Consider the following 26191-nt stretch of genomic DNA (forward strand, 5'->3'; position numbering starts at 1 on the left):
ACGCCAAGAAAGGAACCGTATGACGGAATTTAACCCTATCGACCATCCGCACCGCCGCTTTAACCCGCTGAGCGGCCAGTGGGTGCTGGTCTCACCGCACCGCGCCAAGCGCCCCTGGCAGGGCCAACAGGAGAGCGTCCCCACAGCAACGCTGCCGGCGCACGATCCCGACTGTTTCCTGTGCCCGGGCAACGCGCGCGTCACCGGCGATCGCAATCCGGAATATCGCGGCACCTATGTCTTTACCAACGATTTCGCCGCGCTGATGAGCGATACGCCGCCGGCGCCCGACAGCCACGATCCGTTGATGCGCAGCCAGAGCGCGCGCGGCGTCAGCCGGGTTATCTGTTTCTCTCCCGATCACAGCAAGACCCTGCCCGAACTGACGCTGCCGGCGCTGGAGCAAGTAGTCGCCGCCTGGCAGGCGCAAACCGAGGAGCTGGGCAAGCACTACCCCTGGGTGCAACTGTTCGAAAACAAAGGTGCGGCGATGGGCTGCTCCAACCCGCACCCGCACGGGCAGGTCTGGGCCAACAGTTTTCTGCCGAACGAGGCCGAACGTGAAGATCGCCTGCAACACGACTATTTTCGGGAACATGCCTCCCCGCTGCTGCTGGACTATGCGCAGCGCGAGCTGGCCGCAGGCGAACGCATCGTGGTGAACACCGAGCACTGGCTGGCGGTGGTGCCCTACTGGGCCGCCTGGCCGTTTGAAACGCTGCTGCTGCCGAAAACGGCGGTGCAGCGCATCACCGATCTCAGCGCGGCGCAGAGCCGCGATCTGGCGCTGGCGCTGAAGAAGTTGACCAGCCGCTACGACAACCTGTTCCAGTGCTCGTTCCCCTATTCGATGGGATGGCACGGCGCGCCGTTCAACGGTGCCGACAACCGGCACTGGCAGCTGCACGCCCATTTCTATCCACCGCTGCTGCGTTCAGCCAGCGTGCGCAAATTTATGGTCGGTTACGAGATGCTGGCGGAAACCCAGCGTGACCTGACCGCCGAACAGGCCGCAGAGCGTCTGCGCGCCGTCAGCGATATTCATTACCGTGAAGCCGGAGCCCAAGCATGAGCCTGAAACCGCTTACCCATTCCCTGTTTACCGAACACTTCGGCTATGCGCCGGCGTTGACCATCCAGGCGCCGGGGCGGGTGAACCTGATCGGCGAGCATACCGATTACAATGACGGCTTCGTGCTGCCCTGCGCCATTGATTACCAAACCGTTATCGCCTGCGCCAAGCGCGACGACCGTCAGATCCGCGTGCTGGCCGCCGATTATCAGAATCAGCAGGATCAATTCTCGCTCGACGATCCGATCGTCAGCCATCCCGACCAGCGCTGGTCCGACTATGTCCGCGGCGTGGTGAAGCACCTTCAGCGCCGTAACGCCGATTTCGGCGGCGCGGATCTGGTGATCGCCGGCAATGTGCCGCAGGGCGCGGGGCTCAGCTCCTCCGCCGCGCTGGAAGTGGCGGTGGGCCAGGCGCTGCAGGCGCTCTATCAGCTGCCGCTGGACGGCGTGGCGCTGGCGCTGAACGGCCAGGAGGCGGAGAACCAATTCGTCGGTTGCAACTGCGGCATCATGGACCAGCTGATCTCCGCGCTCGGCCGGCGCGACAGCGCTCTGCTGATCGACTGCCGCTCGCTGGAGACCCGCGCGGTGCCGATGCCGGACAGCGTGGCGGTGGTGATCATCAACTCCAATGTGCAACGCGGGCTGGTGGACAGCGAATACAACACCCGCCGCAAACAGTGCGAAGAAGCGGCGCGTTTCTTCGGCGTCAAGGCGCTGCGCGACGTCAGCCCCGAACAGTTTGCAGCGCGTCAACATGAGTTGGATCCGTTGGTGGCCAAACGCGCGCGCCATGTCATCAGCGAGAATGCCCGCACGCTGGCGGCGGCCGATGCGCTGGCGGCCGGCGATCTGCAACGCATGGGCCGGCTGATGGCGGAGTCTCACGCCTCGATGCGTGACGACTTTGAAATCACCGTGCCGCCAATCGATCGGTTGGTCGAGATTGTCAAAGCGACCCTCGGCCCGCGCGGCGGCGTGCGCATGACCGGAGGCGGCTTTGGCGGCTGCATCGTCGCGCTGATGCCGCAGGACCTCGTGGAAACGGTGCGCGCCGCCGTGGCGCACGAGTATCCGCTGCAAACCGGCGGATTGCGGGAAACGTTTTACGTCTGCCAGGCTTCGCAGGGGGCCGGCACATGCTGACGGTGAGCACGGAAGCGGCGCCCGATGGGCAGCCTTACCAGCTGACGCGGCTGCAAAACGCCGGCGGCATGACCGTCACCCTGATGGACTGGGGCGCCACCTGGTTGTCCGCGGTATTGCCGCTCACATCCGGCGAAAAACGCGAGCTGCTGCTCGGCTGCCGCAGCCCGGCGGACTATCAACGTCAGGGCGCCTATCTGGGCGCCACCGTTGGCCGTTACGCCAACCGCATCGCCAATGCCAGCCTGCCTATCGACGGTAAATCCCATGCGCTGCTCGCCAATCAGGGCGCGCACCAGTTGCACGGCGGCCCCGACGGTTTTCATGCCCGCCGCTGGCGCCGGGTACAGCAGGATGCGCACCAGGTCTGCTATGCGCTGCATTCAGCGGATGGCGATCAGGGCTTCCCCGGCAATCTCGACGTGCAGGTTTGCTACCGCCTGACCCTCGATAATCGTCTGGAAATCAGCTATCTGGCGCAGGTCGATCGCCCCTGCCCGGTCAACCTGACCAACCACGCCTATTTCAATCTGGACGGCCCCGGCACCGACGCCCGCGCCCAACGGCTGCAGCTGTTCGCCGATCGCTATCTGCCCGTCGACGCCGAGGGCATTCCCTGCGCCGAGCTGACGCCGGTGGACGGCAGCGGTATGGATTTTCGTCAACCGAAAACGCTGCTGCAGGATTTCCTGCGCGATCGCGACCAACAGCGGGTCAACGGCTACGATCACGCCTTTCTGTTGCACCGCATCTGCGGCGCGCTGGAAAGCCCGGCGGCCCATTTATGGTCCGCCGACGGGCAGGTGCAAATGAGCGTGTTCACCGACGCACCTGCGCTGCAACTCTACAGCGGCAATTTTCTGGCCGGCACGCCGGCGCGCGACGGCGGCAGCTATGCCAACCATGCCGGCGTGGCGCTGGAAAGCGAGTTTTTGCCGGACAGCCCGCACCATCCCGAGTGGCCGCAGCCGGATTGCTGGCTGCAGCCGGGGAGCCGCTACCGCAGCGCCACGCATTATCAGTTTTATCCTATCTAACCCGCCATGCCCCTCGCCGTACGGCCGGGGGCGATTTGTTATAAATGCTTACCTTTTAGCCCTATCCCCCCGCCGGCGCCCACCTTCCCTTATTCCAAAGCGCGCACTACACTCAGGCTACCGTGATAAGCACAACGCCTTGTGCAACGTCACAATTTTCGGCCGATGGCGGCCAATCAATAGCTGAAGGAACACCTATGCGTCTGATTACTGCACTTCCATTGCTGGCGGGCTTAATGCTGAGCACCAATCTGATGGCGGCCGACGCGACGACGGCGACGAAAACGCCTTCGCCGGCGCAGGCGGCCCAACAGAAACGCATGACCGATTGCAACCAGCAGGCATCCACCAAGTCGCTGAAAGGCGCGGACCGCTCCACCTTTATGAGCACCTGTCTGAAATCCGAAGGCGCCGCTGCAACGGGCAAAACCCTGACGCCGCAGCAGCAGAAGATGAAAAGCTGCAACGCCGACGCCAAGACCAAGGATCTGAAGGGCGACGCGCGTAAAACCTTCATGAGCAACTGCCTGAAAAAATCGGCCTGATTTTCCCTCTGCCACGGCGCGTCCGAAGCGATTCCGACGTGCCGTTTCTCCCCCTTCCGCATCAGCCTGAACGATTCAGCTTTTTCCTTTCTCCAGCCCTTACTTTGCGGCAAGAAATTGGCTATGGTTAGACACTATCGATTGCCGAGCCCCGGCCCGCGGCAATATAATGATTTTCGTTATCATTGAAATGTCAGATTATTAAGGAGTTAAGCTATGGCTGTAACTAAGCTGGTTCTGGTGCGTCACGGCGAAAGCCAGTGGAACCAAGAAAACCGCTTCACCGGTTGGTATGATGTTGATCTGTCCGACAAGGGCCGCACCGAAGCGAAAGCAGCAGGCAAGCTGTTGAAAGAAGAAGGTTTCACTTTCGACTTCGCTTACACCTCCGTACTGAAGCGCGCGATCCACACCCTGTGGAACATCCTCGACGAGCTGGATCAGGCCTGGTTGCCAACCGAAAAATCCTGGAAGCTGAACGAACGTCACTACGGCGCGCTGCAGGGTCTGAACAAAGCCGAAACCGCTGAAAAATACGGCGACGAGCAAGTGAAACAATGGCGTCGCGGCTTCGCGGTGACCCCGCCGGAGCTGACCAAAGAAGACGAACGTTACCCTGGCCACGATCCGCGCTACGCCTCGCTGAGCGAGCAAGAGCTGCCGCTGACCGAAAGCCTGGCGCTGACCATCGATCGCGTTATCCCTTACTGGGACGAAGAGATCCTGCCACGCATCAAGAGCGGCGAACGCGTGATCGTTGCGGCGCACGGCAACTCGCTGCGCGCGCTGGTGAAATACCTGGATAACCTGAGCGAAGACGAAATCCTCGAGCTGAACATCCCAACCGGCGTGCCGTTGGTGTATGAGTTCGACGAGAACTTCAAGCCAACCAAACGTTACTACCTGGGTAACGCCGATGAGATCGCTGCAAAAGCGGCGGCCGTGGCGAACCAGGGTAAAGCGAAGTAATTTCGCCGGTTCACGAAAAAGCCCCCGGTTTTCACCGGGGGCTTTTTTATTTCTGCTGCGCCATCGCCTCATTTACCGCATCCAGCCGTTCCTGCATCGCCGGATGAGTGCTGAGCCAGGCAGGCAACGCCCAGTCATCGGTCTTTTCTCGTTCAGGCGCCTGCGCCAACGCGCGGTAGATCGCCGCCATTTCCGCCAGCGAACGCCCCTGGCGCTGCATTTCCGCTATCGCAAACGCATCCGCCTCACGCTCCATCCCGCGAGAAAACTGCATCTCATTTACGAAGGATGCGGACTGCAGCAACGTGTCGCCGATGCCGCTGACGTCACCCGTCATCCACATCAGCGTCAATGCCACCAGTGACGAGCGCACCAACATGCGCATCGGATGGCGATAAGCGTGATGCCCCATTTCGTGCAGCATCACCGCCGCCAAGCCATCGTCGTTTTTCGACAAGGTGACCAGGCTATCGCTGAGCACCAGCGTGCCGTCCGGCAACATAAAGGCGTTCGGCGCGCCGGGCGCCGCCATCAACTTCAGCGAGAGCGGCGTGCGCTCTTGGCGCATGTCGGCCGGCATCACCTGCCGGAACAGCTGCTGCAGCGCCCGTTGCCGTTCGGCCGGCAGTGCCGAGGGCGCGAAGCCACTCTGCTCCAAGAACGTCTGCGTATGTTCGCCCAGCTTCTGTTCCACCGAGGTGGGGATGCGCATGGCGATCTCGCTGCTCGCCCACGGCAGCACCACGTAAACGTAAGTCACTACCGCCAGCAGCGTCATCAGCAGCGCCAGGGCGACGCCGCGTTTATGGCGTTCCAGGCGATGCACCCAACCCGGCGAACGGCGCTGATAGAACCAGCGGCGAAAGGCCGCGTCGTCATCGGGCACAAAACGCCCGCCGCCCTTGAAGGTAAGCGTCAGCGGAATATTGCCCAGCGCGGCAGAAACGGTGATGTCCGTCAGCGGGATGTAACGCTGTTCATCCTGCCGCTGCAACGTCACGCCTTCGCCGCTTTCGTTCACCAGCAGACGAGCCGCCTCACGTGCGGCCCGCCCCGGCAACTGATAAGCGCCTTCAAGGATCATCGGCGCCTCAGAAGCTGCCGCCCAGATCCAGCGCCTGCACCGCTTCTTCGGCCACCGCGCTGTTGGCGGTTTCCTGATGCGCCGTAATGTCCAGCAGCGCCAGATCGCCTTCAACCGCCGTGCACGCCGCCAGATAACGGGCATGACGCACTTCCGCCACCGGCGCCGCCAAACCGAGCGAGAACAGGGTAATCAGGGTATTGGTGATCAACAATCCCATGTACGGCAGCGTTTTCATTGAGGAATGCAGCTTGATGTCGCCGTTCAGCCTTGCCTGGTTAAACAGGTAGTTGCGTTGGGCGACAACCTGGTAGCTGCTGGCCACCAGGGCGCCGATCAGCAGCACCACCATCATCAGCAGAAGGCTGCTGATATTGTCCAGCACCAGCACATCGATGGCTTCGTTGGTCAACATGCCCATCAATACCATCTGATAGAGGGTAAAGAAGAACGAACCGATGCACACCAGCGCGACCAACATGAACGGCAGGAATATGAGCAGGCCGATCAAGGCAAATTTGATAAAGGCCGATTTCTTCAGTTCGGCAATAAACGGCGTGTTCCCGAAAAACAGGTTATTAACGTACAAATCATGCTGCAGTGCGCTAATAATGCCGTTTACCGCCGCAAATGCCGGCACGGCCAAAATCAGCGTCAGCACCAGCATAAATGCGATGGCGTTGATGCTGCCAAGACCGCTGCCAATGCCGAGCAAGACGATCAGACCGACATACAGTCCGATAATCAGCAATAACGGGCAGAATAGCAAAGCCCAATAGGCGCGCCCGGTGCGGCAGACATAATTAAAGCGCACGCCGCGATAGCTCGACATAATCGCATTGTAGCGCCAGCTGCGGATAACGATCCACGGCAACAGGGCAAGCAATACCAGCAGCGCCAACAGCCCCAGCAATGGCGTCACCGCCAGCAGGAAATAAAATACGATGATGCCGCCGATCACCAACAGCCGTCCTTTCAGAATTTGCAGCGGCTGCGCATGATAATCGAAACGATCGCCGTCCAATTCCGTGTTGCCGTAAAAATAGCGACGACGACGCACCGTCGCCCAGGCGGAATAGATGCCCAGGGTCAGAGCGGTCAATAACGCGTTGACTAACCAAATAGCGAAGTACTCACCACCTTTCCCATGGAATTTAATCCGGTGCAGCCCCAGCGGCTGCGAGGTATTGTTTGTCATAATTCTTTCGTCCTGAAAGGAATAGGTCATACCACTCCCCGCTTATTCGTCATGCGGAGTTTGTGGAATAAAAAAGCGTCTTATATAAGCACAATGCCGAGAGCGGTGACAATTATTCTTTTATTAAATAGGAATAATGCGAATACGGCCGCTTAAAGATTTAATAAGCCTATTGACTGTAGGCCTTAAATTGACAGGAGATATAAAATTTTAAGGTAAATAGAAAAAGGGCCCGCTGACGAGCCCCTTCTTTACGCGATTAACCGCGGCGCGCTTTCACCGCCGCCGCCAGATCGCGCAGCACGGTTTCGGTATCCTGCCAGCCGATGCAGCCGTCGGTGACGCTCTTGCCGTAAACCAGCGGCTCGCCGCTTTCGAGGCTCTGGTTGCCTTCCACCAGGTGGCTTTCGATCATTACACCGATAATCGCTTTTTCACCGCCGCCAATTTGCCCGCAAACATCGGCGCTCACGTCCATCTGTTTTTTGAACTGTTTGCTGCTGTTGGCATGGCTGAAGTCGATCATCACCTGCGCCGGCAGCCCCGCTTTGCTCAGACCGGCTTTGACGTCCTTCACATGCGCCGCGCTGTAGTTTGGCTCTTTGCCGCCGCGCAGGATAATGTGGCAGTCACCGTTGCCGCTGGTGTTAACGATCGCCGAGTGGCCCCATTTGGTCACCGACAGGAAGCAGTGCGGCGCGCCGGCGGCGTTGATGGCGTCGATCGCCACCTTGATGGTGCCGTCGGTGCCGTTCTTGAAGCCGACCGGGCAAGAGAGACCGGAGGCCAGTTCACGGTGCACCTGCGATTCCGTGGTGCGCGCGCCGATGGCGCCCCAGCTCATCAGATCCGCCAGGTACTGCGGCGTGATCATGTCGAGGAATTCGCCGGCGGCCGGCAGCCCGCTGTCGTTGATCTCCACCAGCAGCTTGCGCGCCAGGCGCAGGCCGTCGTTGATGTTGAAGCTGTTGTCCATTTGCGGATCGTTGATCAGGCCTTTCCAGCCCACGGTGGTGCGCGGTTTTTCGAAGTACACGCGCATCACCACTTCCAGCTCGCCGCTCAGTTCTTCACGCAGCGCCAGCAGGCGCCCCGCGTACTCTTTGGCGGCTTGGGTATCATGGATGGAGCAAGGGCCAATTACCACCAACAGGCGATCGTCGCTGCCGCGGAGGATATTGTGAATTGCGCTGCGGGCCTGGGACACCGTCTTTGCCGCGCGTTCAGTGGCCGGGAATTTCTCCAGCAAAGCCACCGGCGGCAGGAGTTCCTTAATATCATTAATGCGTAAATCGTCGTTTTGGTAATTCATAGCTTTTCCATTCGGTATCGTGGAGTATTTCGCAGTGCGTAACGGTGTAGATCCCAACAATCTAGCCTGTGAGAATGGCGCTGTAAATCACCTTTGCCCCCCGCCGCTGGAACCGCCAAATTAACAGCAGATTGTGCTGTTTCATCTGGCGAGCGCAGAGCCTCCTTTTTCGCTATGCTAGCGATCAGAATATAAAGTGACCCGAGTTGAACATGCCCTCTCTGCTATTAGTTGATGACCACCCGGTGGTTCATGTCGCACTGGAAGCGGCGCTAATGAAATCATCCCGCCCCTACCGCCTGCAGGCGGCGCAGGATGACGTACAGGCGCTGGCCCTGCTGGCCGAGGCCGCTTTCGGCCTGGTGATCCTGGATATCGGCCTGCCGCAGGTCGACGGGCTGCAGCTGTTGAAAAAAATCCGCCGCCGCTATCCGCAACAAAAGATCCTGATCTATACCGCGCAGGAAGCCGATGTCTATGCGCGCATGGCGCATGCCGCCGGCGCCGACGGTTTCGTCAATAAAGGCAGCTCGCTGGCGGAGTTGGTGCAGGCGATCGAACAGGTGCTGGACGGTGAAATCAGCTTCCCCGCCGCCGCGCTGGCCGAAGAGGCGCCGACGGCGGACGGCGGGCTGCTCACCCCTAAGGAGCTCGAGGTGCTGGGCTTGCTGAGCCAGGGGCTGTCCAACCTGCAGATCGCCGACCGGCTGCACATCAGCAACAAGACTGTCAGCACGCACAAAAAAAACATCCAGCGCAAAACCGGCGCCGGCAACCTGCTGGAACTGGTGGCGGTGTTTAAAGAGCTGGCGCCATGATGCGCCGCGCCCTGCTGCTGCTGATCCTGTGGTGCGGCCTGGCGCAGGCGGCGGAGCCGGTGCGCTATCAGCTGGTCAGCAACCTGAATACCCCCGAGAATATGCTGATCGTCGGCGAGAAAAATCCCTGGCGCGATCGCACGCTGCGCGTCGGCATCATCAGTGAGAACACCAGCCCGTACAACATCATCGTGGACGACGATCTGTATGGGCTGAACGCCGACTACCTCGGCTATATCCAGCAGGTGACCGGCATCCGCTTCGCCATTTACGGCTTCGCCGATCTGACCCAGCTGGAACAGGCGCTGCACGACGGCAAGGTCGATCTGCTGTACGGCATCCCGCAGAGCGAAGCGCTGCACGGGCTGGAGATCTCCCAGCCTTACTACATCAGCAACCTGCGCGTATTGCGCGATCGCAGCAACGATAGGCCGGTGATGCTCAATTCCGCCAACGCCCGCGTCGCGATCGGCGCGCTGACCGACATGCAGTCCGGCGGCGCCCTGCAGGCGGTGGCGTCGCAGATCCAGCGCTACGACAACAACCTGCAGGCGGTCTATTCGCTGCTCAACGGCAGCAGCGACTACTTTATCGCCGACGAGGCCAGCGCCAGCTTTATCATCGACCAACTGCAGCTCGGCCAGCTCTATCAAATTGAAAGCAACGAGAACCTGGGCAACCTCTCCTTCGTGTTCGCCGCCGCCGACCCGCGCCTGATAGACACGCTGGACACCGCCATCGCCGACGCGCCGATGGAACTGATGAATGCCCTGCAGAGCCGCTGGAGCAAAAAGATCCCCAGCTACCTCGATACCGGCAATGCCGATCTGACGACGATGGAGAAGAATTGGGTGGCGAGCCACCGCGTGGTTTACTATGCCGCCATCGAGAACAACTTCCCGTTCGCCTACCGCGGTTCCGACGGCCAGCCGCGCGGCTACGCCATCGATATTCTCAACATCATCGCGCAAAACACCGGGCTGCGTTTCGCGCCGCTGTGGGCGCGCAACGCCGAGCAGGCCGATCAGCTGGTGCAATCCGGCCAGGCCAGCTTCCGCGCCGCCCTGCCGCTGGCGCGCGGCGTCAAGGCGCGCTATGGCGCCAGCATGCCGATCCACCGTTCGCTGTGGGGCGTTTACGTCGGCCAGTATGCCAACGGCGTCTCGACCTGGAGCGATCTGGCCGGCAAGCGCATCGGCGTGCTGCAGGGCGATTTGGCTCAGGGGCTGGTGCCGGAGCAGGAACAGACCGTCAGCTTCGCCGACAGCAAGTCGATGTACGACGCGCTGGCCAACGGCCAGTTGGATGCGCTGGTGGATAACGTCATTTCCGCCAACTTTTTGGCGCTGTCGCGCTATTCCGGCACCATCAAACTGGCCTTCGCCGCCAACAACATCCCCTATCCGGTAGCGTTCGGCGTACGCCGCGATCAGCCGCTGCTGCTGGCGATCCTCGATAAGAACCTGATGCAGATCCCGGCGGATACCCTGCAATCGCTGCGCGACGAGTGGATCGTCGACCGCAGCAACCTTATCGACGCGGTGAACGACAACCGCATGCCGCCGCAGACCACCTGGCTGCTGGCGCTGTTGGCCGCCGCCACCGTGCTGCTGTTGGCGCTGACGCTGCGCCGTTTCATGCTGCAGCGCCGTGAAAAACGCGAACGCGAAGAGCTCGAGCAGGCGCGCCGCCGCGCCGAAGCGGAAAACCGCATGAAGAGCAAATTCCTCGCCACCGTCAGCCATGAACTGCGCACGCCGATGCACGCCATCCTTGGCCTGCTGGAACTGGAGCTCAAACGCCAACCGGCGCCGGAAGGCCTGCCGGTGATTTACAGTTCGGCCTCATCGCTGCTCAACCTGCTCAACGACCTGCAGGATCACGCCCGACTGGAAACCGGGTCGTTGACGTTGGCGCCAAAACCGGTGGCGCTGCGCCCCTGGGTCGCGCGTATTGACGCCCTTTACCGGCCGCTTATCGGCGAACGGCCGTTGACGTTGAAAGTGGCGGCAGATCCGGCGCTGCCGGAGGCGGTGGTCATTGATGGTGAGCGTTTACTTCAGGTGGCTAACAACCTGATAAACAATGCGATAAAGTTCACGACGCGCGGAACCATTCAGGTCGAGGTCGGCTGGCGCGCGCAGGATGAACGACGGGGAGAGTTGCAGTTAACGGTGAACGACAGCGGCTGCGGCATCGCCGCCGATGAGGTAGGCAAGCTGTTTCAACCGTTTTACCGCGCGCGCGGCGCGCAACGCATCTCGGTGCAAGGTACCGGTTTGGGCCTGTCTATCTGCAAAGAAATCGTCGAACAGATGGGCGGCCGCATAGAGCTGCACTCGCAGCCGGGCGTCGGCACCCGCGTCGAGGTAGTGATACCGGTCGAGCTGAGCGGCGACGCGCCGGCTGACGCCCAGGAGGAGCACACCTTCGCTCTGCCGTCTTCCGCCTTGCGTACCGCGCTGATCGACGATCATCCCACCAATTTGTTGCTGCTGGAACGCCAACTGCGCCACTTCGGGCAGCAACCCGCCCGCTTCGAACAAGGCTATGCGCTGCTGAAGGCCCAGCGACGGCAGCCGTTTGACCTGCTGTTTATCGACTATAACATGCCGCGCCCGGACGGCCTGACGCTGGCCAGGCTGATCCGGCGCGACGAACAGCGGCTGCAGCGCCCGCCTTGCCGCATCGTGCTCTGTTCGGCGGACGTGCAGGAGTTTACCCGCATCCCGCCGGGGCTGGTGGCGATCGATCACTTCCTGACCAAGCCGATTTCGCTGACGGCGATCGGCCAGGTATTGGCTCAGCAACCGCAGGCTCAGGAAGAAAAGTCAGTCCTTACTGACCTACGGCAAACGCTGGCCGACATGGCGGGCGGCGATCGCGCCATGCTGCAGCGGCTGGCGCAGACGCTCGGCGATACGCTGCGGCAAGACCGGCAGCGGCTCGCGGACGCCGTCGCCGCGCACGACTGGCCTCGCCTGGAGCAGGCGGCACACCGCATCAAGGGCAGCCTGCTGATGCTGCAGCTGCCGGAAGCCGCGCAGCTGTGCCAACAGCTGGTGGATACCGCACGTCGGGGCGAGCTTGCCGCCGCCGCTTATACTAAATTAAAGGCGTTAGTGGCGCAGATAGAACCGGAGCTGGACGCTCTGCTCGCCGCCGCCCCCTCTTTCGCTATGCATAAGGATGAATAATGTCGGACACTCCACACGTACACCTGCCGAAAGACAGTAATAGTAAACGCCTACTGACCGCTTTTTTAGTCACCGCCGTCTTTATGGTGGTCGAGGTGGTCGGCGGCCTGTTGTCCGGCTCGCTGGCGCTGTTGGCCGACGCCGGCCATATGTTGACCGACGCCGCCGCGCTGCTGGTGGCGCTGATGGCGGTGCACTTCTCCCAGCGTAAACCCAACGCGCGCCACACCTTCGGCTACCTGCGCCTGACCACGCTGGCGGCCTTCCTCAACGCCGCGGCGCTGCTGGTGATCGTGGTATTCATCCTGTGGGAGGCGATACGGCGTTTCTTCGAACCACAGCCGGTGATGGGTACCCCGATGCTGATCATCGCCATAGCGGGGCTACTGGCGAACCTGTTCGCCTTCTGGCTGCTGCATCGCGGCAGCGAAGAAAAGAATATCAACGTGAGGGCGGCCGCGCTGCATGTGCTGGGCGACCTGCTCGGTTCGGTGGGCGCCATCGTCGCGGCCATCGTTATTCTCGCCACCGGCTGGACGCCGATTGATCCGATCCTGTCGGTGCTGGTCTCCTGTCTGGTGCTGCGCAGCGCCTGGCGACTGCTGAAGGAGAGTTTCCACGAACTGTTGGAAGGCACGCCGCAGGAGGTCGACATCGCCAAGCTGCAAAAAGACCTGTGCCTGAATATCCCGGAAGTGCGCAACATCCACCACGTACACGTCTGGCAGATCGGCGACCAGAAGCTGATGACGCTGCATGCGCAGGTGATCCCGCCGCATGACCACGATGGGCTGTTGCAACGCATCCAGGCTTATCTGTTGGAACACTACAAGATCGGCCACGTGACCATTCAGATGGAGTACCGGCACTGCGAGACGCCGGACTGCGGTATCAATCGGGCGCCGGAGCCGAGTGAACACTCACATGCCGAAGCGCATTCGCACCTGGGGCATCGCCACTAAGCCAAGAGGGCGCCATCACGGCGCCCTCTGCGTTGTTACGGAGCGGAAGATAACGGATTGGAATGGTTGCGCCCGGCGCTCTTGATCCACAGCCAGGAGCCGTTCAGCGCGATCAACGTCAGAATGACGTACTCCAGCGCCATCGCGTAAACGCCCTGGTAAGCGAAGATCGCCACGCTGATGACATCGATCACCACCCACAGCAGCCAGTTTTCCACGTACTTGCGCGTCATCAGGATCATCGCCACGATGGAGAGCACCATCATCGCCGAATCCCAGAACGGGAAGGCGTCCGGCTGCAGCGTCGGCATCTGTACGTTCAGCCCCAGCCCTTGCATCACCGCCACCGCAATCTGCGTCAGCCAGGCGAACACGCGGTCGATGTTAAAGGTCATCAGGCCAATGCCGATGACGCACACCGCCGCCCAAGCCAGCGCTTTCGGCAGCGGCAGCCAGCGGATCTGCAGCTCAGCCTGATTATCCTGGGTCTGGCGGCTCCAGGCATACCAACCGTAAATGTTGGCGACGAAGAAAAACAGCTGCAGCAGCAGGCTGGCGTACAGCTGGATCTGGAAGAAAATCACCGCGAACAGCGTGACGTTGATCAGGCCGAACAGGTAGTTGACGATTTTTTCCTTGCTGGCGTACCAGATGCACAGCAACCCGAACAGCGTGCCGATGGCTTCGATCCACGACAGATCGTAACCGCCCGCGCCAAGCGGAATGTGCACCAGAATATTGCTGGTACTGAAGAAGCTCATGAGGTCATCCTTTTAAACGGTTAAGCGTTGCCTTTAACCTGCATCTTAAGCTGAGCGGCGAAATCCAGCATGCGGTTCAGCGGTACCAGCGCCTTTTCACGCAACGCAGCGTCCACGTGGATCTCATGCTGTGCGCCCCCCTGCTCCAGCCCTTCGGCAATCGCCTTCAGGCCATTCATCGCCATCCACGGGCAATGCGCGCAGCTGCGGCAGGTCGCGCCTTCTCCGGCGGTCGGCGCTTCGAACAGCTCCTTGTCCGGACAAGCCTGCTGCATCTTGTAAAAGATACCGCGATCGGTGGCGACGATCAGCTGTTGATGCGGCAATGTTTTCGCCGCCTGAATCAGTTGGCTGGTCGATCCCACCGCATCCGCCAACTCGACCACCGCCTGAGGCGATTCGGGATGCACCAGGATGGCCGCCTGCGGATAGAGCGCCTTCATGCGCCGCAGCGCCTGGGTCTTGAACTCGTCATGGACAATGCAGGCGCCTTGCCAGCACAGCACGTCGGCGCCGGTCTGCTTCTGCACGTAGCTGCCGAGATGGCGATCCGGCGCCCAGATAATTTTCTCGCCCAGGCTATCCAGATGCTCGATCAGTTCGACGGCGATGCTGGAGGTCACCACCCAGTCGGCGCGCGCTTTGACCGCCGCCGAGGTGTTCGCATAGACCACCACGGTGCGATCGGGATGGCTGTCGCAAAACGCATGGAACTCCTCTTCCGGGCAACCCAGGTCAAGCGAACATTCGGCAAACAGGGTCGGCATCAGCACCTGTTTTTCCGGGCTGAGGATCTTGGCGGTCTCCCCCATGAAGCGCACGCCGGCCACCAACAACGTGGAAGCCGGATGGGCGCTGCCGAAGCGCGCCATTTCCAGCGAATCCGCCACGCAGCCACCGGTTTCTTCCGCCAGCGCCTGGATTTCCGGATCGGTATAGTAGTGGGCGACCATCACCGCATTGCGCTGCTTGAGCAAGGTTTTGATCTTTTCGCGATAAAAGGCTTTTTCCGCTACGTCCAGCGGTACCGGTTTGGGCGGGAAAGGATACACCGCCGCGTTGACATCAAACATTTCACTCATCGCTGCAATCTCATGCTAGGCTGGGCGCCTGCCGCGTGAATATCGCCTGCCGCAACACCCTTAGTTTTATATACTAAACAAAATACCTAAAACTGCGCGAAAAGTCCGCTGATATTTTCATATTTGCGCACCTATTGTTTAATGAATTAAAAAAACAGGCGTTACCGCGCAGTTCACAGCGGATTAACAGCCTGGCGAGAACGTATAGCCGTTCAGAAAAGAGCGGGATGACGATCGGTGTGGTGTTGAAACGAGAAAGCAGCGGATTTAGATTGCGATGACGCAGATGCGAAAAAAGCGCCAAAAGGCGCTTTTTTCTGAATTGGTGGGTCGTGCAGGATTCGAACCTGCGACCAATTGATTAAAAGTCAACTGCTCTACCAACTGAGCTAACGACCCGCAGTGTGGTGGGTGATGACGGGCTCGAACCGCCGACCCCCTCCGTGTAAAGGAGATGCTCTACCAACTGAGCTAATCACCCACTGCTGTGGTACTGCTATTTTTCACACCTTGCTCTATTAAAGAGTGGTGGGTCGTGCAGGATAACTCGGCCTTTGGCCTCGCCCTTGCGGGCCATCACCGGGGTGATGTTGTCTCGCTTTGCGAGACTCGAACCTTTACGGTTCTCATCCTGACGATTTAACACCTTGCTCTATTAAAGAGTGGTGGGTCGTGCAGGATTCGAACCTGCGACCAATTGATTAAAAGTCAACTGCTCTACCAACTGAGCTAACGACCCACTGATGTGGTTTACTGCTGATGGCGAATAGGTTATTGGAACCGACTCGCGGAAAACAAGGATGGGGATGTTCAGGACAACTCGACGGGTACTCGACTCGGACCTTTACTTTGCCACATCAAACCGATTCTGAAGCTGCCATTCTCTAAGAATGGTGGGTCGTGCAGGATAACTCGGCCTTTGGCCTCGCCCTTGCGGGCCATCACCGGAGTGATGTTGTCTCGCTTCGCGAGACTCGAACCTTTACGGTTCTCATCCTTTACGATTCTCTATCGCAGCCATTCTTAAAGAATGGTGGGTCGTGCAGGATTCGAACCTGCGACCAATTGATTAAAAGTCAACTGCTCTACCAACTGAGCTAACGACCCATAACAGTGGTGGGTGATGACGGGCTCGAACCGCCGACCCCCTCCGTGTAAAGGAGATGCTCTACCAACTGAGCTAATCACCCACTGTTGTGGTTACTGCTACTTCAGAAATTGGTGGGTCGTGCAGGATTCGAACCTGCGACCAATTGATTAAAAGTCAACTGCTCTACCAACTGAGCTAACGACCCAATTTCCCTGCCGCTTTAACATCTTGCAAGATGTCTTGGCAACGGCGGCATATATTACTAATTTATCTTGGCAGCGCAACCTAAATTTTTTACCGATGCGTTCAACTGCTTGTTCTTCACGCGAATGAGCCCAGAAATCGGTCAAATCGACTAACTTCTGGGCTCATTTTTCTAACCGTTAACCGCCTACGCGACTTTTCGCCTGCTTGGCCGCCGCACTGGTTGGGTATTGTTTAATCACCTGCTGGAACACGGCCTTGGCTTTATCGGCCTGCCCTTTTTCCTGCATGATGATACCCACCTTGTACATGGCGTCCGGCGCCTTCGGTGATTTAGCGTAATTCTTCACCACCACCGCAAAATAATAGGCCGCATCGTCTTTTTTACCCTTGTTGTAGAACAACTGGCCCAGCCAATAGTTGGCGTTGGGCTGGTAAGTAGACTTCGGGTACTGTTTTACGAAGGACTGAAAGGCGGAAATCGCCTGGTCATACTGTTTTTTTTCCAGCGCCAGAGAAACAGCGGCGTTGTAGTCGCTGTTCTCATCACCGCCGCTCGGCGTTGCAGAAGCGGCTGCAGGCGCGCTGCTGCCCGCATCGGAAGATGCGCCTGCGGCTGCCCCGCCGGCAGCGCCCGCTGCCGCAGAGGCGCTCTGAGCGCCGCCCTGGCTGAGGCTATCCATCTGTTGATAGATTTGCTTCTGGCGTTCAACGACCTGATTCAACTGATACTGGCTTTCCTGGATTTGCCCACGGAGAGAATCAATGTCGCGTTGATTGTCAGAGAGTTGTTGCTGGAGTTGGTTTAAAAGCTGGCCTTGAGCATTGCTGATGCGCTCAAGCGAGGTGACGCGGTCTTCGACCGAGCCGGAGCCGACATTACTGATTGGCGCTTGGGCAGTAGCGGCCCAAGGGGCCGCTACGCCAACCAGTAACGACAGACTCAACAGGTGACGTCTGAAGTTACTGTTCATGCGATTCTCTTAGTAAACCAGAACGGCACGACGGTTTTTAGCATAAGCCGCTTCGTCGTGGCCCAGTACTGCTGGTTTTTCTTTACCGTAAGAAACGATAGAGATCTGGTCAGCGGAAACGCCTTTACCCTGCAGGTACATTTTAACGGCGTTAGCACGACGCTCACCCAGAGCGATGTTGTATTCCGGCGTGCCGCGTTCGTCAGCGTGGCCTTCAACGGTCACTTTGTAAGACGGGTTGTTACGCAGGAATGCAGCGTGCGCGTCCAGCATCTGAGCGAATTCGGAGCTTACGTCATACTTGTCCAGGCCGAAGTAAACGATGTTGTTCTTCTGCAGTTCTTGCATCTGCAGACGAGCTTGTTCTTCGGAAGACAGGTTGCTGCTGCCGTTTTCCATACCAGTGCCGGCGCCAGCGCCCATACCAGATTGGTCGTTGTTCGCGCTTTTGTTAGAACTACAAGCTGCTACAGCCAGAACTGGCAGTGCCAGCAGAAGCCCTTTCAGCACTTTGTTCAGTTGCATTTCTTTGATCCTTTTATAGTTTGCCATACATATTTACACATGCATCACAGATACGGCGACCAGGCAGGGAATTTGACCTGTCCATCAGTTGCCGGAAGACGCGCTTTGAAACGCCCATCAGTTGACACCAACTGCAGCACGGAGCCCATACCTTGCGTGGAGCTATAGATCACCATGGTGCCGTTTGGCGCAATACTAGGCGTTTCATCCAGGAAGGTGCCGGTCAAAACCTGAACGGCGCCTGATCCAAGATCTTGTTTGGCGATGTGTTGTGCACCACTGTTGGTGCTGACCATCACCAGGAATTTACCATCGGAGCTGACTTCAGAATCCTGGTTCTGAGAGCCTTCCCACGTCAGACGCTGTGCGGCACCGCCGCTGGCGCTGATTTTATAAATCTGCGGACGCCCGCCCTGGTCGGAGGTAAACGCCAGAGACTGGCCATCCGGGAACCAGGTCGGTTCGGTGTTGTTGTTGCGGCCATCGGTCAGCTGCGTGATCTGGCCGGAGCCGAGGTTCATCACGTACAGGTTCAGGCTGCCGCTCTTGGACAGCGCGAACGCCAGCTTGCTGCCGTCCGGCGAGAACGCCGGCGCACCGTTGTGGCGCGGGAAGGAAGCGATCTGGCGGATGGCGCCGTTAGCCAGGGTTTGCACCACCAGCGCGGAACGGCCGCTCTCGAAGGTCACGTAAGCCAGTTTGCTGCCGTCCGGCGACCAGGCCGGCGACATCAGCGGCTCAGGCGAACGGTGCACCGTGAACTGGTTGTAACCGTCGTAATCCGCTACGCGCAGCTCGTACGGGAATTTCCCGCCGTTGGTCTGCACCACGTAGGCGATACGGGTGCGGAACGCGCCCTTGATGCCGGTCAGCTTCTCGAACACTTCGTCGCTGGCGGTATGGGCAGAATAACGCAACCACTGTTTGGTCACTTTATACTGGTTCTGCGCCAATACGGTGCCCGGCGAACCCGAAGTATCCACCAACTGGTAGGAAATCAGGTAGCTGCCGTCGGCGCCAGGTTGAACCTGACCGACCACTACGGCGTCGATGCCCAATGCAGTCCAGGCCGCCGGCGTCACTTCAGACGCGGAGGTAGGTTGCTGCGGCATGCGCGCCACGTCGATCGGGTTGAATTTGCCGCTGTTGCGCAGATCCGCGCCGACAATCTTGCCGATATCTTCCGGCGGCGTGCCTGGGCCCGCCCATTTAAACGGCACCACGCCAATCGGACGAGCGGAGTCGACCCCTTGGGTGATTTCAATGCGAACTTCCGCGTGCAACACGGACGCCCACAGAATTAAAAAACCTAGCGCTACTCGAAATGCCTGCTTCATCTCATCTCCCTTATCCAGGCGGGATGCCTGCGATAAATTAGCAGAATTTTAACAAACCAACTTACGTAAAACTACATAATCCCTGTTGGTTACCTTAGTACATCCCTGTGATAACACTCACTCAATCAACCGTTATTGCGGCTTGAATTCAAGTATAGAATTCTTAAAGTGCTGATAAACGGCATCGCTCGGCGGCTTCGGTATATGCGCCAACTTGGCGGCAGACACCGCAGCTTGACACAGAGCAGGATCGCCCCCCGCTGCTTGTACGCTTATCAGCAGGCCGTCCGGCGCCAGCTTGATACGCAGGTCGCAGGTTTTGCCGGCGAACGAACTGGCGTCATAGAACTTGCTCTGAATCGCCCCTTGAATCTGCCCCATATAACCGCTGATATCCGCCCCGCTGGCGCCAGCCGTCTTGGCATTGCCCTGCCCGGCCGGTTTACCGTCGCCCTTCGATTTGGCACCGCCGCCTTTCGGCGCGTTCTTGCCATCCGCCAGGCCGCCAAACAGATCGCTAACTTCCTCCGATTGTTTCGCAGCCTCGGCGGCGGCCTTCTTCTTGGCGTCCGCAGCGGCTTTTTTGGCGGCAGCGGCTTTCTCGGCCGCCGCTTTCTTCTCTGCCTCGGCAGCAGCCTTCTTCTCGGCTTCCGCTGCGGCTTTTTTCTCGGCTTCAGCAGCCGCTTTCTTCTCCGCGGCCTCTGCAGCTTTCTTTTCTGCCGCGGCGGCGGCGGCTTTCTTCGCCTCTTCCGCCTGTTTCTTGGCGGCGGCGGCAGCGGCCGCTTCTTTCTTGGCTTCCGCTTCGGCTTTCTTCTGCGCGTCCGCCTGCGCCTTGGCGACCTTGTCCGCTTCGGCCTTCGCCTTGGCGGCGGCGGCTTCGGCGACCTTCTGTTGCTCTTGGGCCTTCGCAGCGGCGGCTTCCGCCGCTTTTTGCTGCTCGGCGGCCTGTTTCTGCTGCTCCGCCGCCTTCTGCTGTTGCTCAGCCTGCGCCTTGGCGTTCTGCGCGGCTTTCTCCTGCGCCGCCAAACGCTCTTTCTCCAGCTCTTTCAGGCGCTGCTGTTGCTCCGCCTGCTTCTGCTGAAGCTCTTCGGCCTGTTGCTCCGCTTTTTTCTGGCGCTGCTTCTCGGCACGCTGCGCATCGTTGCTCTGCTGCTGCTGGCGGTTGTACTGCTCCACCACCGCGCCGGGATCGACCATCACCGCGCCCACCACGGTACCATCACCGCCACCGCCGGCGCCCATGTCGACCTTTTCCTGCAGCGATCCCCAAATCAGCAGGGCAATCAATATGAAGTGCAGAACGACCGAAACAATAACGGCGCGGTTCAGCTTATCGTTTTGCTCAGTTGCCTTTACCAAAATAGATTCCCAAAAACTGGTGTTGCTTATACGGGGTTCCTGAGCCGCAGCGCAGGAACCGGGTTGCCGTTGGCCTTACGGTCAGATCGGCTGGGTCATCAGCCCCACGGAAGCCACGCCCGCCTGATGGAGAATATTCAATGCCTTGATAATCTCATCGTAAGGGACTTCCTTCGCACCGCCGATCAAAAAGACCGTTTTCGGGTTAGCCGCCAAACGCGACTTGGCTTCGGCCGCGACTTGTTCAGGCGGCAGCAGCTCCATACGGTTGTGATCCACCACCAGGGTGTATTGACCTACGCCGGAAACCTCGAGGATCACCGGCGGATTGTCATCGCTGGACACCGTCTTGGAATCGGTGGCGTCCGGCAGGTCAACCTCCACGCTCTGCGTGATGATTGGCGCGGTTGCCATAAAGATCAGCAGCAGCACCAGCAACACGTCGAGCAGCGGAACGATGTTAATTTCGGACTTCAGCTCGCGCCGACTACGTCCACGTACTCTCGCCATGCTACCTCCTACTTATTTGCTGTCGCTGGAGAAGGCCTGACGATGCAGAATAGCGGTGAACTCTTCCATAAAGTTGTCGTAATTCTGCTCAAGCTTGTTGACGCGCTGGTTGAGACGGTTGTAGGCCATTACCGCCGGGATAGCGGCGAACAGACCGATCGCGGTGGCGATCAGCGCTTCGGCGATACCCGGCGCCACCATCTGCAGCGTGGCTTGCTTCACCGCGCCCAGCGCGATAAAGGCGTGCATGATCCCCCACACGGTGCCGAACAGGCCGATATACGGGCTGATCGAACCGACGGTGCCGAGGAACGGAATATGGGTTTCCAGCGTTTCCAGCTCGCGGTTCATCGAAATGCGCATCGCGCGCGACGCTCCTTCGATCACCGACTCCGGCGCATGGTTGTTGGCGCGGTGCAGGCGGGCGAACTCTTTGAAGCCGGAATGGAAGATCTGCTCGGAACCGGTCAGGCTATCGCGACGCGCCTGACTTTCCTGGTACAGACGGGAAAGCTCGATACCGGACCAGAATTTGTCTTCAAAGGCTTCGGCGTCACGCGTCGCCGCATTGAGGATGCGGGTGCGCTGAATGATGATCGCCCAAGAGGCTACCGAGAAGCATATCAAAATCAACATGATAAGCTTAACCAGCAGGCTCGCCTTCAAGAATAAATCTAGGATGTTCATGTCAGTCACTGCTTAAACTCCGCGACAATAGACTTAGGAAGCGCTCTTGGCTTCATTTGGTGTGGATCAATACAGGCAATCAGGACATCTGCCTGGCTCAGTAGGGCCCCGTCAGAATTGACAATGCGTTGAGCAAACGTGAGAGAAGCCCCGCGCAGAGAGGTGATTTCACTCTGGACCTCCAGTTGCTCGTCGAGACGAGCCGGAGCCAGATAATCCACCGTCATGCGCCGGACGACAAAAGCGACTTGTTCACTGAGCAGCTGCTGTTGATGAAAGTTGTGCTGACGCAGCATCTCTGTGCGCGCTCTTTCAAAAAAGGCGACGTAGCGGGCGTGATAGACCACACCACTGGCATCGGTATCCTCGTAGTAAACGCGAACCGGCCATCGAAACAACGTATTACTCACTCTACTTCCCAGCAATGCAATTTAACGCTGCTACTATACGCAAGACAGATCGGGTTGGGAATGGGTTACAAGATGGGAATGAAAATAATTATGGGCCGTGAGGGCCCATAACGTGGGGACATCGGGGAGATTATAAAGAAACGTAAAGTAATCCTGCGCACAAGATCACAATTGCAGGAAGCGGCGCGAAAAAAGCGCGCCAGACGCTGCGCTGCGGGCGGAATCCGAAGCCGTGGATCACTCCGGCGCATACGGCCCAAATCAGCAACAGCCCTTCCCAAATCTCCAGCGAGCTGGTTTTGGCGGCGAAACGCGTCGGATCCCAGAACACGCACCCCGCCAAAATCAACGCCAGCACCAGGGAAAGGGCCCGAACCGGGCCCTTGTCGGTGACAGCGTACAGCTTGTCAATCACGGACGAGCTCATTACTTACCGTCTTGCTGAGCTTTGGTCGCTTCGCTCTGCTCAAGCGCCAGCGCCGTGATGATGCCGAAGGCGCAGGCAAGAAGCGTTCCGAGAATCCAGGCAAAATACCACATGGTTTAGCTCCTTATCCTTAGTACAGCGAATGCTTGTTGTTTTCGATGTAGTTCTTGTCGAGACGACCGAACATTTTGTAGTACGACCAGCTGGTGTACGCCAAAACGATAGGCACGAAGATCGCCGCCACGACGGTCATCACTTTCAGCGTCAACAGGCTCGACGTCGCGTCCCACATGGTCAGGCTGACGTTAGGCACGGTGCTGGACGGCATCACGAACGGGAACATGGTGACCCCGGCAGTGAGGATGACGCAGGCGATGGTCAGCGACGAGGTGACGAACGCCAGCGCGCCTTTCTCCAGACGCGAGAACAGGATTGTGAACAACGGCAGCACTACGCCCAGTGCAGGCAAGGCCCACAGCAGCGGATACTTGTTGAAGTTGATCAGCCATGCGCCGGCCTGATGCGCCACTTCTTTACGCAGCGGGTTGGATTCCGCCATGGTGTCCAGCGCCGAAGTGATCACGTAGCCGTCGATGCCTTTAACCAGCCACACACCCGCCAGCAGGAAGCATACCGCCATGATCAGCGTCGCGATCTGCGCTGCGGCGCGTGACCGCAGGTGGATCTCGCCGGTGGTGCGCATCTGCAGGTAGGTCGCGCCCTGAGTGACCAGCATGGTCAGACTGACCACGCCTGCCAACAGACCGAACGGATTCAGCAGTTGGAAGAAGTTGCCGGTGTAGAACAGACGCAGGTACTCGTCCACATGGAACGGCACGCCCTGCAGCAGGTTGCCGAACGCCACGCCGAACACCAACGCAGGCACGAAGGAACCGATGAAGATGCCCCAGTCCCACATGTTGCGCCAGCGGCTGCTCTCCAGCTTGGAACGGTAGTCAAAACCGACCGGGCGGAAGAACAACGCCGCCAGCACCAGGATCATGGCGACGTAGAAGCCCGAGAAGGCCGCTGCGTAGACCATCGGCCAGGCGGCGAACAGCGCGCCGCCGGCGGTGATCAGCCACACCTGGTTACCGTCCCAGTGAGGGGCGATGGAGTTGATCATCACCCGGCGCTCGGTATCGGTTTTACCGATGATGCGCACCAGGATGCCGACGCCCATGTCGAAACCGTCGGTGACGGCGAAGCCGATCAGCAGTACGCCAACCAGCACCCACCAGATAAATCGCAGTACTTCATAGTCAAACATACGTGGACTCCTGTTTAGCGCGCTTCCTGCACGGCGGCAGTCGGTTGTTCAAAGTGGTAGCGGCCGGTTTTCAGGCTGCTTGGACCCAGACGCGCAAACTTGAACATCAGGTACATTTCAGCCACCAGGAACAGGGTGTACAAGCCGCAAATCAGCCCCATCGAGAACAGAATGTCGCCCGCGGTCAGCGAAGAGTTGGCGACTGCGGTCGGCAGCACCTCACCAATCGCCCACGGTTGACGGCCGTATTCCGCCACGAACCAGCCGGCTTCCACCGCGATCCACGGCAGCGGCAAGCCATACAGCGCCGCACGCAACAGCCATTTTTTCTGGCCGATGCGGCCGCGCACCACGCTCAGGAATGACAGACCGATAATCAGCAGCATCAGCACGCCACAGGCCACCATGATGCGGAAGGCGAAGTACAGCGGCGCCACGCGTGGAATGGAGTCCTTGGTCGCCTGCTGGATCTGCGCTTCCGTCGCGTCGCTGACGTTCGGGGTATAACGCTTCAGCAGCATGCCGTAGCCCAGGTCTTGCTTGGTTTTGTTGAATTCCGCACGCACCGCAGGATCGGTATTGCCGCCGCGCAGCTCTTCCAGCAGCTGGTAGGCTTTCATGCCGTTGCGGATGCGCACTTCATGTTGCGCCAGCAGATCTTTCAGGCCGGTGACCTGAGTGTCGGTGGAACGCGTGGCGATCAGGCCAAGCGCATACGGGATCTGAATAGAGAAGGAGTTTTCCATCTTGTCCTGATCGGGGATGCCGAACAGGGTGAAGGACGCCGGCGCCGGCTGGGTATCCCACTCCGCTTCGATGGCGGCCAGTTTGGTTTTCTGTACGTCGCCCATTTCGTAACCGGATTCGTCACCCAGCACGATCACCGACAGCACCGCTGCCATGCCGAAGCTGGCGGCGATGGCGAAGGAGCGTTTGGCGAAAGCGATGTCGCGGCCCTTTAGCAGGTAGTAAGCGCTGATGCCCAGCACGAACATGGCGCCGGTGGTGTAGCCTGCAGCCACGGTGTGAACGAATTTCACCTGCGCAACCGGGTTAAGCACCAACTCGGAGAAGCTGACCATCTCCATGCGCATGGTTTCGAAGTTGAAATCCGACGCGATCGGGTTCTGCATCCAGCCGTTGGCGACCAGGATCCACAGCGCGGACAGGTTGGAGCCGAGGGCCACGAACCAGGTTACCGCCATGTGCTGCACCTTGCTCAGACGATCCCAGCCGAAGAAGAACAGGCCGACCAGCGTCGATTCAAGGAAGAACGCCATCAGACCTTCGATAGCCAGAGGGGCCCCGAAGATATCGCCGACGTAATGAGAGAAATATGACCAGTTAGTCCCGAACTGGAACTCCATGGTCAAACCGGTGGCCACACCCAGAGCAAAGTTAATCGCAAATAACTTTCCCCAGAATTTGGTCATGTCTTTATAGATTTGTTTGCCAGACAGGACATATACCGTTTCCATAATTGCCAGCAAGAACGCCATACCGAGCGTTAATGGGACAAATAAGAAATGGTACATCGCCGTTAAAGCAAACTGTAAGCGCGACAGTTCGACAATATCAAACATCTTGACTCCTTGCTCCTCGCAGGAAGACTCCGACACGCGGTTATCGGCACGCTTCTTTCAAAGCCGCCAGTAACGCCCCGCAGTGAATGCCCTTAAACACAACAAATTTGATCCAGCTTCTCCGCTTTCAACCGCACACTCGGCCAATAGCCCACACGGGCCGTCGACAAGCACGCCACTGAAAACCGACAACGGGTAACAAATGCAACAAGATCAACCATCCATAATCACAACATGGATGATACTCGCCCAATCCCACACAATAAATAGGTTTTTACGTGACGTGGGTTGGACTTTTGGTTACAGGTCAAATCTTAGCCGAAAGAGGTACTTCGGCCTAATTTGATCTGAGACAATTTAAGCCTATCCGCATATTATTTCCATATTCATCAGCACATTTCGCATAATTTTCTTAGGGTCATGTTGCGCAATGGTTTAATTGTTTTTTAATGATATTTTTGTGTTAAATAAATGTAATTCAAAAGAGCCGCCATTGTATTATTACGAACTTATTATGCGACATAATTAACCTTTTATTTCCAATAAGCCGTGACAGTGATAGCAGTCACAAAACAACAAATCTCTCTCCAATATTAGTCTATTTCTCGCAATGGGATCGTAAAGGTTGCG

Annotated in this window: 24 protein-coding genes, 6 tRNA genes and 2 other RNA genes; 8 read left to right on the forward strand and 24 right to left on the reverse strand. The window is 58.7% G+C overall.

Annotation, left to right across the window (positions count from 1 at the left end; genetic code table 11):
* The first annotated feature begins 19 nt into the window (after positions 1-19).
* The 5 genes from galT to gpmA all read left to right on the forward strand — a co-directional run bounded on the left by galT (position 20) and on the right by gpmA (position 4771).
* Positions 20-1072, forward strand: a complete 1053-nt coding sequence (gene galT / locus ACUTQY_RS10560) for a galactose-1-phosphate uridylyltransferase (RefSeq protein ID WP_046686588.1) — start codon at positions 20-22, stop codon at positions 1070-1072.
* Complete coding sequence (gene galK, locus ACUTQY_RS10565; RefSeq protein ID WP_046686587.1) at positions 1069-2220, forward strand: galactokinase; 1152 nt, start codon at positions 1069-1071, stop codon at positions 2218-2220. The genes galT and galK overlap by 4 nt, the downstream gene beginning before the upstream one ends.
* Complete coding sequence (gene galM / locus ACUTQY_RS10570) at positions 2214-3257, forward strand: galactose-1-epimerase (RefSeq protein WP_046686586.1); 1044 nt, start codon at positions 2214-2216, stop codon at positions 3255-3257. Before galK ends, galM begins: the two co-directional genes overlap by 7 nt.
* 197 nt (positions 3258-3454) lie before the next feature.
* Positions 3455-3802, forward strand: coding sequence for a PsiF family protein (locus tag ACUTQY_RS10575; RefSeq protein WP_033642211.1), 348 nt, complete (start codon positions 3455-3457; stop codon positions 3800-3802).
* 216 nt (positions 3803-4018) lie between these two features.
* Positions 4019-4771 carry a 2,3-diphosphoglycerate-dependent phosphoglycerate mutase gene (gene gpmA, locus ACUTQY_RS10580; RefSeq protein ID WP_016928714.1) on the forward strand — a complete coding sequence of 251 codons (753 nt, stop codon included), beginning with the start codon at positions 4019-4021 and terminating at the stop codon, positions 4769-4771.
* 46 nt (positions 4772-4817) lie between these two features.
* Here gpmA and ACUTQY_RS10585 read toward each other — a convergent pair whose 3' ends face one another.
* The 3 genes from ACUTQY_RS10585 to aroG all read right to left on the reverse strand — a co-directional run bounded on the left by ACUTQY_RS10585 (position 4818) and on the right by aroG (position 8365).
* Positions 4818-5855 carry a M48 family metallopeptidase gene (locus ACUTQY_RS10585; protein ID WP_046686585.1) on the reverse strand — a complete coding sequence of 346 codons (1038 nt, stop codon included), beginning with the start codon at positions 5853-5855 and terminating at the stop codon, positions 4818-4820.
* Between the two features lie 7 nt (positions 5856-5862).
* Positions 5863-7053, reverse strand: a complete 1191-nt coding sequence (locus tag ACUTQY_RS10590; protein ID WP_033642207.1) for a YjgN family protein — start codon at positions 7051-7053, stop codon at positions 5863-5865.
* 259 nt (positions 7054-7312) lie between these two features.
* Positions 7313-8365: a 3-deoxy-7-phosphoheptulonate synthase AroG gene (gene aroG, locus ACUTQY_RS10595; RefSeq protein ID WP_025301893.1), complete on the reverse strand. Its 1053-nt coding sequence runs from the start codon at positions 8363-8365 to the stop codon at positions 7313-7315.
* A gap of 212 nt (positions 8366-8577) precedes the next feature.
* Between aroG and ACUTQY_RS10600 the strand changes: the two genes are divergently transcribed.
* The 3 genes from ACUTQY_RS10600 to zitB are packed head-to-tail and all read left to right on the forward strand — an operon-like array spanning position 8578 to position 13342.
* A complete protein-coding gene (locus ACUTQY_RS10600) occupies positions 8578-9183 on the forward strand; it encodes a response regulator (RefSeq protein WP_033642206.1) in 606 nt (201 codons plus the stop codon).
* Positions 9180-12380 carry an ATP-binding protein gene (locus tag ACUTQY_RS10605; RefSeq protein ID WP_046686584.1) on the forward strand — a complete coding sequence of 1067 codons (3201 nt, stop codon included), beginning with the start codon at positions 9180-9182 and terminating at the stop codon, positions 12378-12380. Before ACUTQY_RS10600 ends, ACUTQY_RS10605 begins: the two co-directional genes overlap by 4 nt.
* Positions 12380-13342 carry a CDF family zinc transporter ZitB gene (gene zitB / locus ACUTQY_RS10610; RefSeq protein WP_342188293.1) on the forward strand — a complete coding sequence of 321 codons (963 nt, stop codon included), beginning with the start codon at positions 12380-12382 and terminating at the stop codon, positions 13340-13342. Before ACUTQY_RS10605 ends, zitB begins: the two co-directional genes overlap by 1 nt.
* 35 nt (positions 13343-13377) lie before the next feature.
* Here zitB and pnuC read toward each other — a convergent pair whose 3' ends face one another.
* The 21 genes from pnuC to cydA all read right to left on the reverse strand — a co-directional run bounded on the left by pnuC (position 13378) and on the right by cydA (position 25561).
* Complete coding sequence (gene pnuC, locus ACUTQY_RS10615) at positions 13378-14103, reverse strand: nicotinamide riboside transporter PnuC (RefSeq protein WP_046686582.1); 726 nt, start codon at positions 14101-14103, stop codon at positions 13378-13380.
* A 20-nt stretch (positions 14104-14123) separates the two neighbouring features.
* On the reverse strand, positions 14124-15185 hold the full coding sequence (gene nadA / locus ACUTQY_RS10620) for a quinolinate synthase NadA (protein WP_015376982.1): 1062 nt from the start codon (positions 15183-15185) through the stop codon (positions 14124-14126).
* Positions 15186-15508: 323 nt separating this feature from the next.
* Positions 15509-15584: transfer RNA gene (locus tag ACUTQY_RS10625), tRNA-Lys, on the reverse strand.
* Between the two features lie 6 nt (positions 15585-15590).
* A tRNA-Val gene (locus tag ACUTQY_RS10630) sits at positions 15591-15666 on the reverse strand.
* A gap of 45 nt (positions 15667-15711) precedes the next feature.
* A non-coding RNA gene (locus ACUTQY_RS10635) (RtT sRNA) lies at positions 15712-15835 on the reverse strand.
* Between the two features lie 13 nt (positions 15836-15848).
* Positions 15849-15924 (reverse strand) — tRNA-Lys (locus ACUTQY_RS10640).
* 152 nt (positions 15925-16076) lie between these two features.
* A non-coding RNA gene (locus ACUTQY_RS10645) (RtT sRNA) lies at positions 16077-16201 on the reverse strand.
* A 15-nt stretch (positions 16202-16216) separates the two neighbouring features.
* Positions 16217-16292: transfer RNA gene (locus ACUTQY_RS10650), tRNA-Lys, on the reverse strand.
* Between the two features lie 7 nt (positions 16293-16299).
* Positions 16300-16375 (reverse strand) — tRNA-Val (locus tag ACUTQY_RS10655).
* Positions 16376-16404: 29 nt separating this feature from the next.
* Positions 16405-16480 (reverse strand) — tRNA-Lys (locus ACUTQY_RS10660).
* A 178-nt stretch (positions 16481-16658) separates the two neighbouring features.
* The gene (gene cpoB / locus ACUTQY_RS10665; protein ID WP_004939852.1) at positions 16659-17453 is read right to left on the reverse strand and encodes a cell division protein CpoB; all 795 of its coding nucleotides are present in this window, start codon (positions 17451-17453) and stop codon (positions 16659-16661) included.
* A 9-nt stretch (positions 17454-17462) separates the two neighbouring features.
* Positions 17463-17978, reverse strand: coding sequence for a peptidoglycan-associated lipoprotein Pal (gene pal, locus ACUTQY_RS10670; RefSeq protein WP_004939853.1), 516 nt, complete (start codon positions 17976-17978; stop codon positions 17463-17465).
* 44 nt (positions 17979-18022) lie between these two features.
* Entirely contained in the window at positions 18023-19315 is a 1293-nt protein-coding gene (gene tolB / locus ACUTQY_RS10675; RefSeq protein ID WP_004939856.1) for a Tol-Pal system beta propeller repeat protein TolB, read from the reverse strand.
* 132 nt (positions 19316-19447) lie between these two features.
* Positions 19448-20674 (reverse strand): cell envelope integrity protein TolA, encoded by a 1227-nt coding sequence (gene tolA, locus ACUTQY_RS10680; protein ID WP_046686581.1) that lies wholly within the window; start codon positions 20672-20674, stop codon positions 19448-19450.
* Between the two features lie 81 nt (positions 20675-20755).
* Positions 20756-21184: a colicin uptake protein TolR gene (gene tolR / locus ACUTQY_RS10685; protein ID WP_004939859.1), complete on the reverse strand. Its 429-nt coding sequence runs from the start codon at positions 21182-21184 to the stop codon at positions 20756-20758.
* A 12-nt stretch (positions 21185-21196) separates the two neighbouring features.
* Positions 21197-21880, reverse strand: coding sequence for a Tol-Pal system protein TolQ (tolQ, locus tag ACUTQY_RS10690; RefSeq protein WP_004939862.1), 684 nt, complete (start codon positions 21878-21880; stop codon positions 21197-21199).
* Positions 21877-22281: a tol-pal system-associated acyl-CoA thioesterase gene (gene ybgC, locus ACUTQY_RS10695; protein WP_004939863.1), complete on the reverse strand. Its 405-nt coding sequence runs from the start codon at positions 22279-22281 to the stop codon at positions 21877-21879. Before ybgC ends, tolQ begins: the two co-directional genes overlap by 4 nt.
* Before the next feature lie 130 nt (positions 22282-22411).
* Positions 22412-22708, reverse strand: coding sequence for a cyd operon protein YbgE (gene ybgE / locus ACUTQY_RS10700; RefSeq protein ID WP_004939866.1), 297 nt, complete (start codon positions 22706-22708; stop codon positions 22412-22414).
* Positions 22708-22821: a cytochrome bd-I oxidase subunit CydX gene (cydX, locus tag ACUTQY_RS10705; RefSeq protein ID WP_004939868.1), complete on the reverse strand. Its 114-nt coding sequence runs from the start codon at positions 22819-22821 to the stop codon at positions 22708-22710. Before cydX ends, ybgE begins: the two co-directional genes overlap by 1 nt.
* Before the next feature lie 17 nt (positions 22822-22838).
* The gene (cydB, locus tag ACUTQY_RS10710) at positions 22839-23978 is read right to left on the reverse strand and encodes a cytochrome d ubiquinol oxidase subunit II (protein WP_015376980.1); all 1140 of its coding nucleotides are present in this window, start codon (positions 23976-23978) and stop codon (positions 22839-22841) included.
* Positions 23979-23992: 14 nt separating this feature from the next.
* On the reverse strand, positions 23993-25561 hold the full coding sequence (cydA, locus tag ACUTQY_RS10715; RefSeq protein ID WP_004939873.1) for a cytochrome ubiquinol oxidase subunit I: 1569 nt from the start codon (positions 25559-25561) through the stop codon (positions 23993-23995).
* Positions 25562-26191: the final 630 nt, after the last annotated feature.

The organism is Serratia sp. TSA_130.1 (assembly GCF_052691795.1).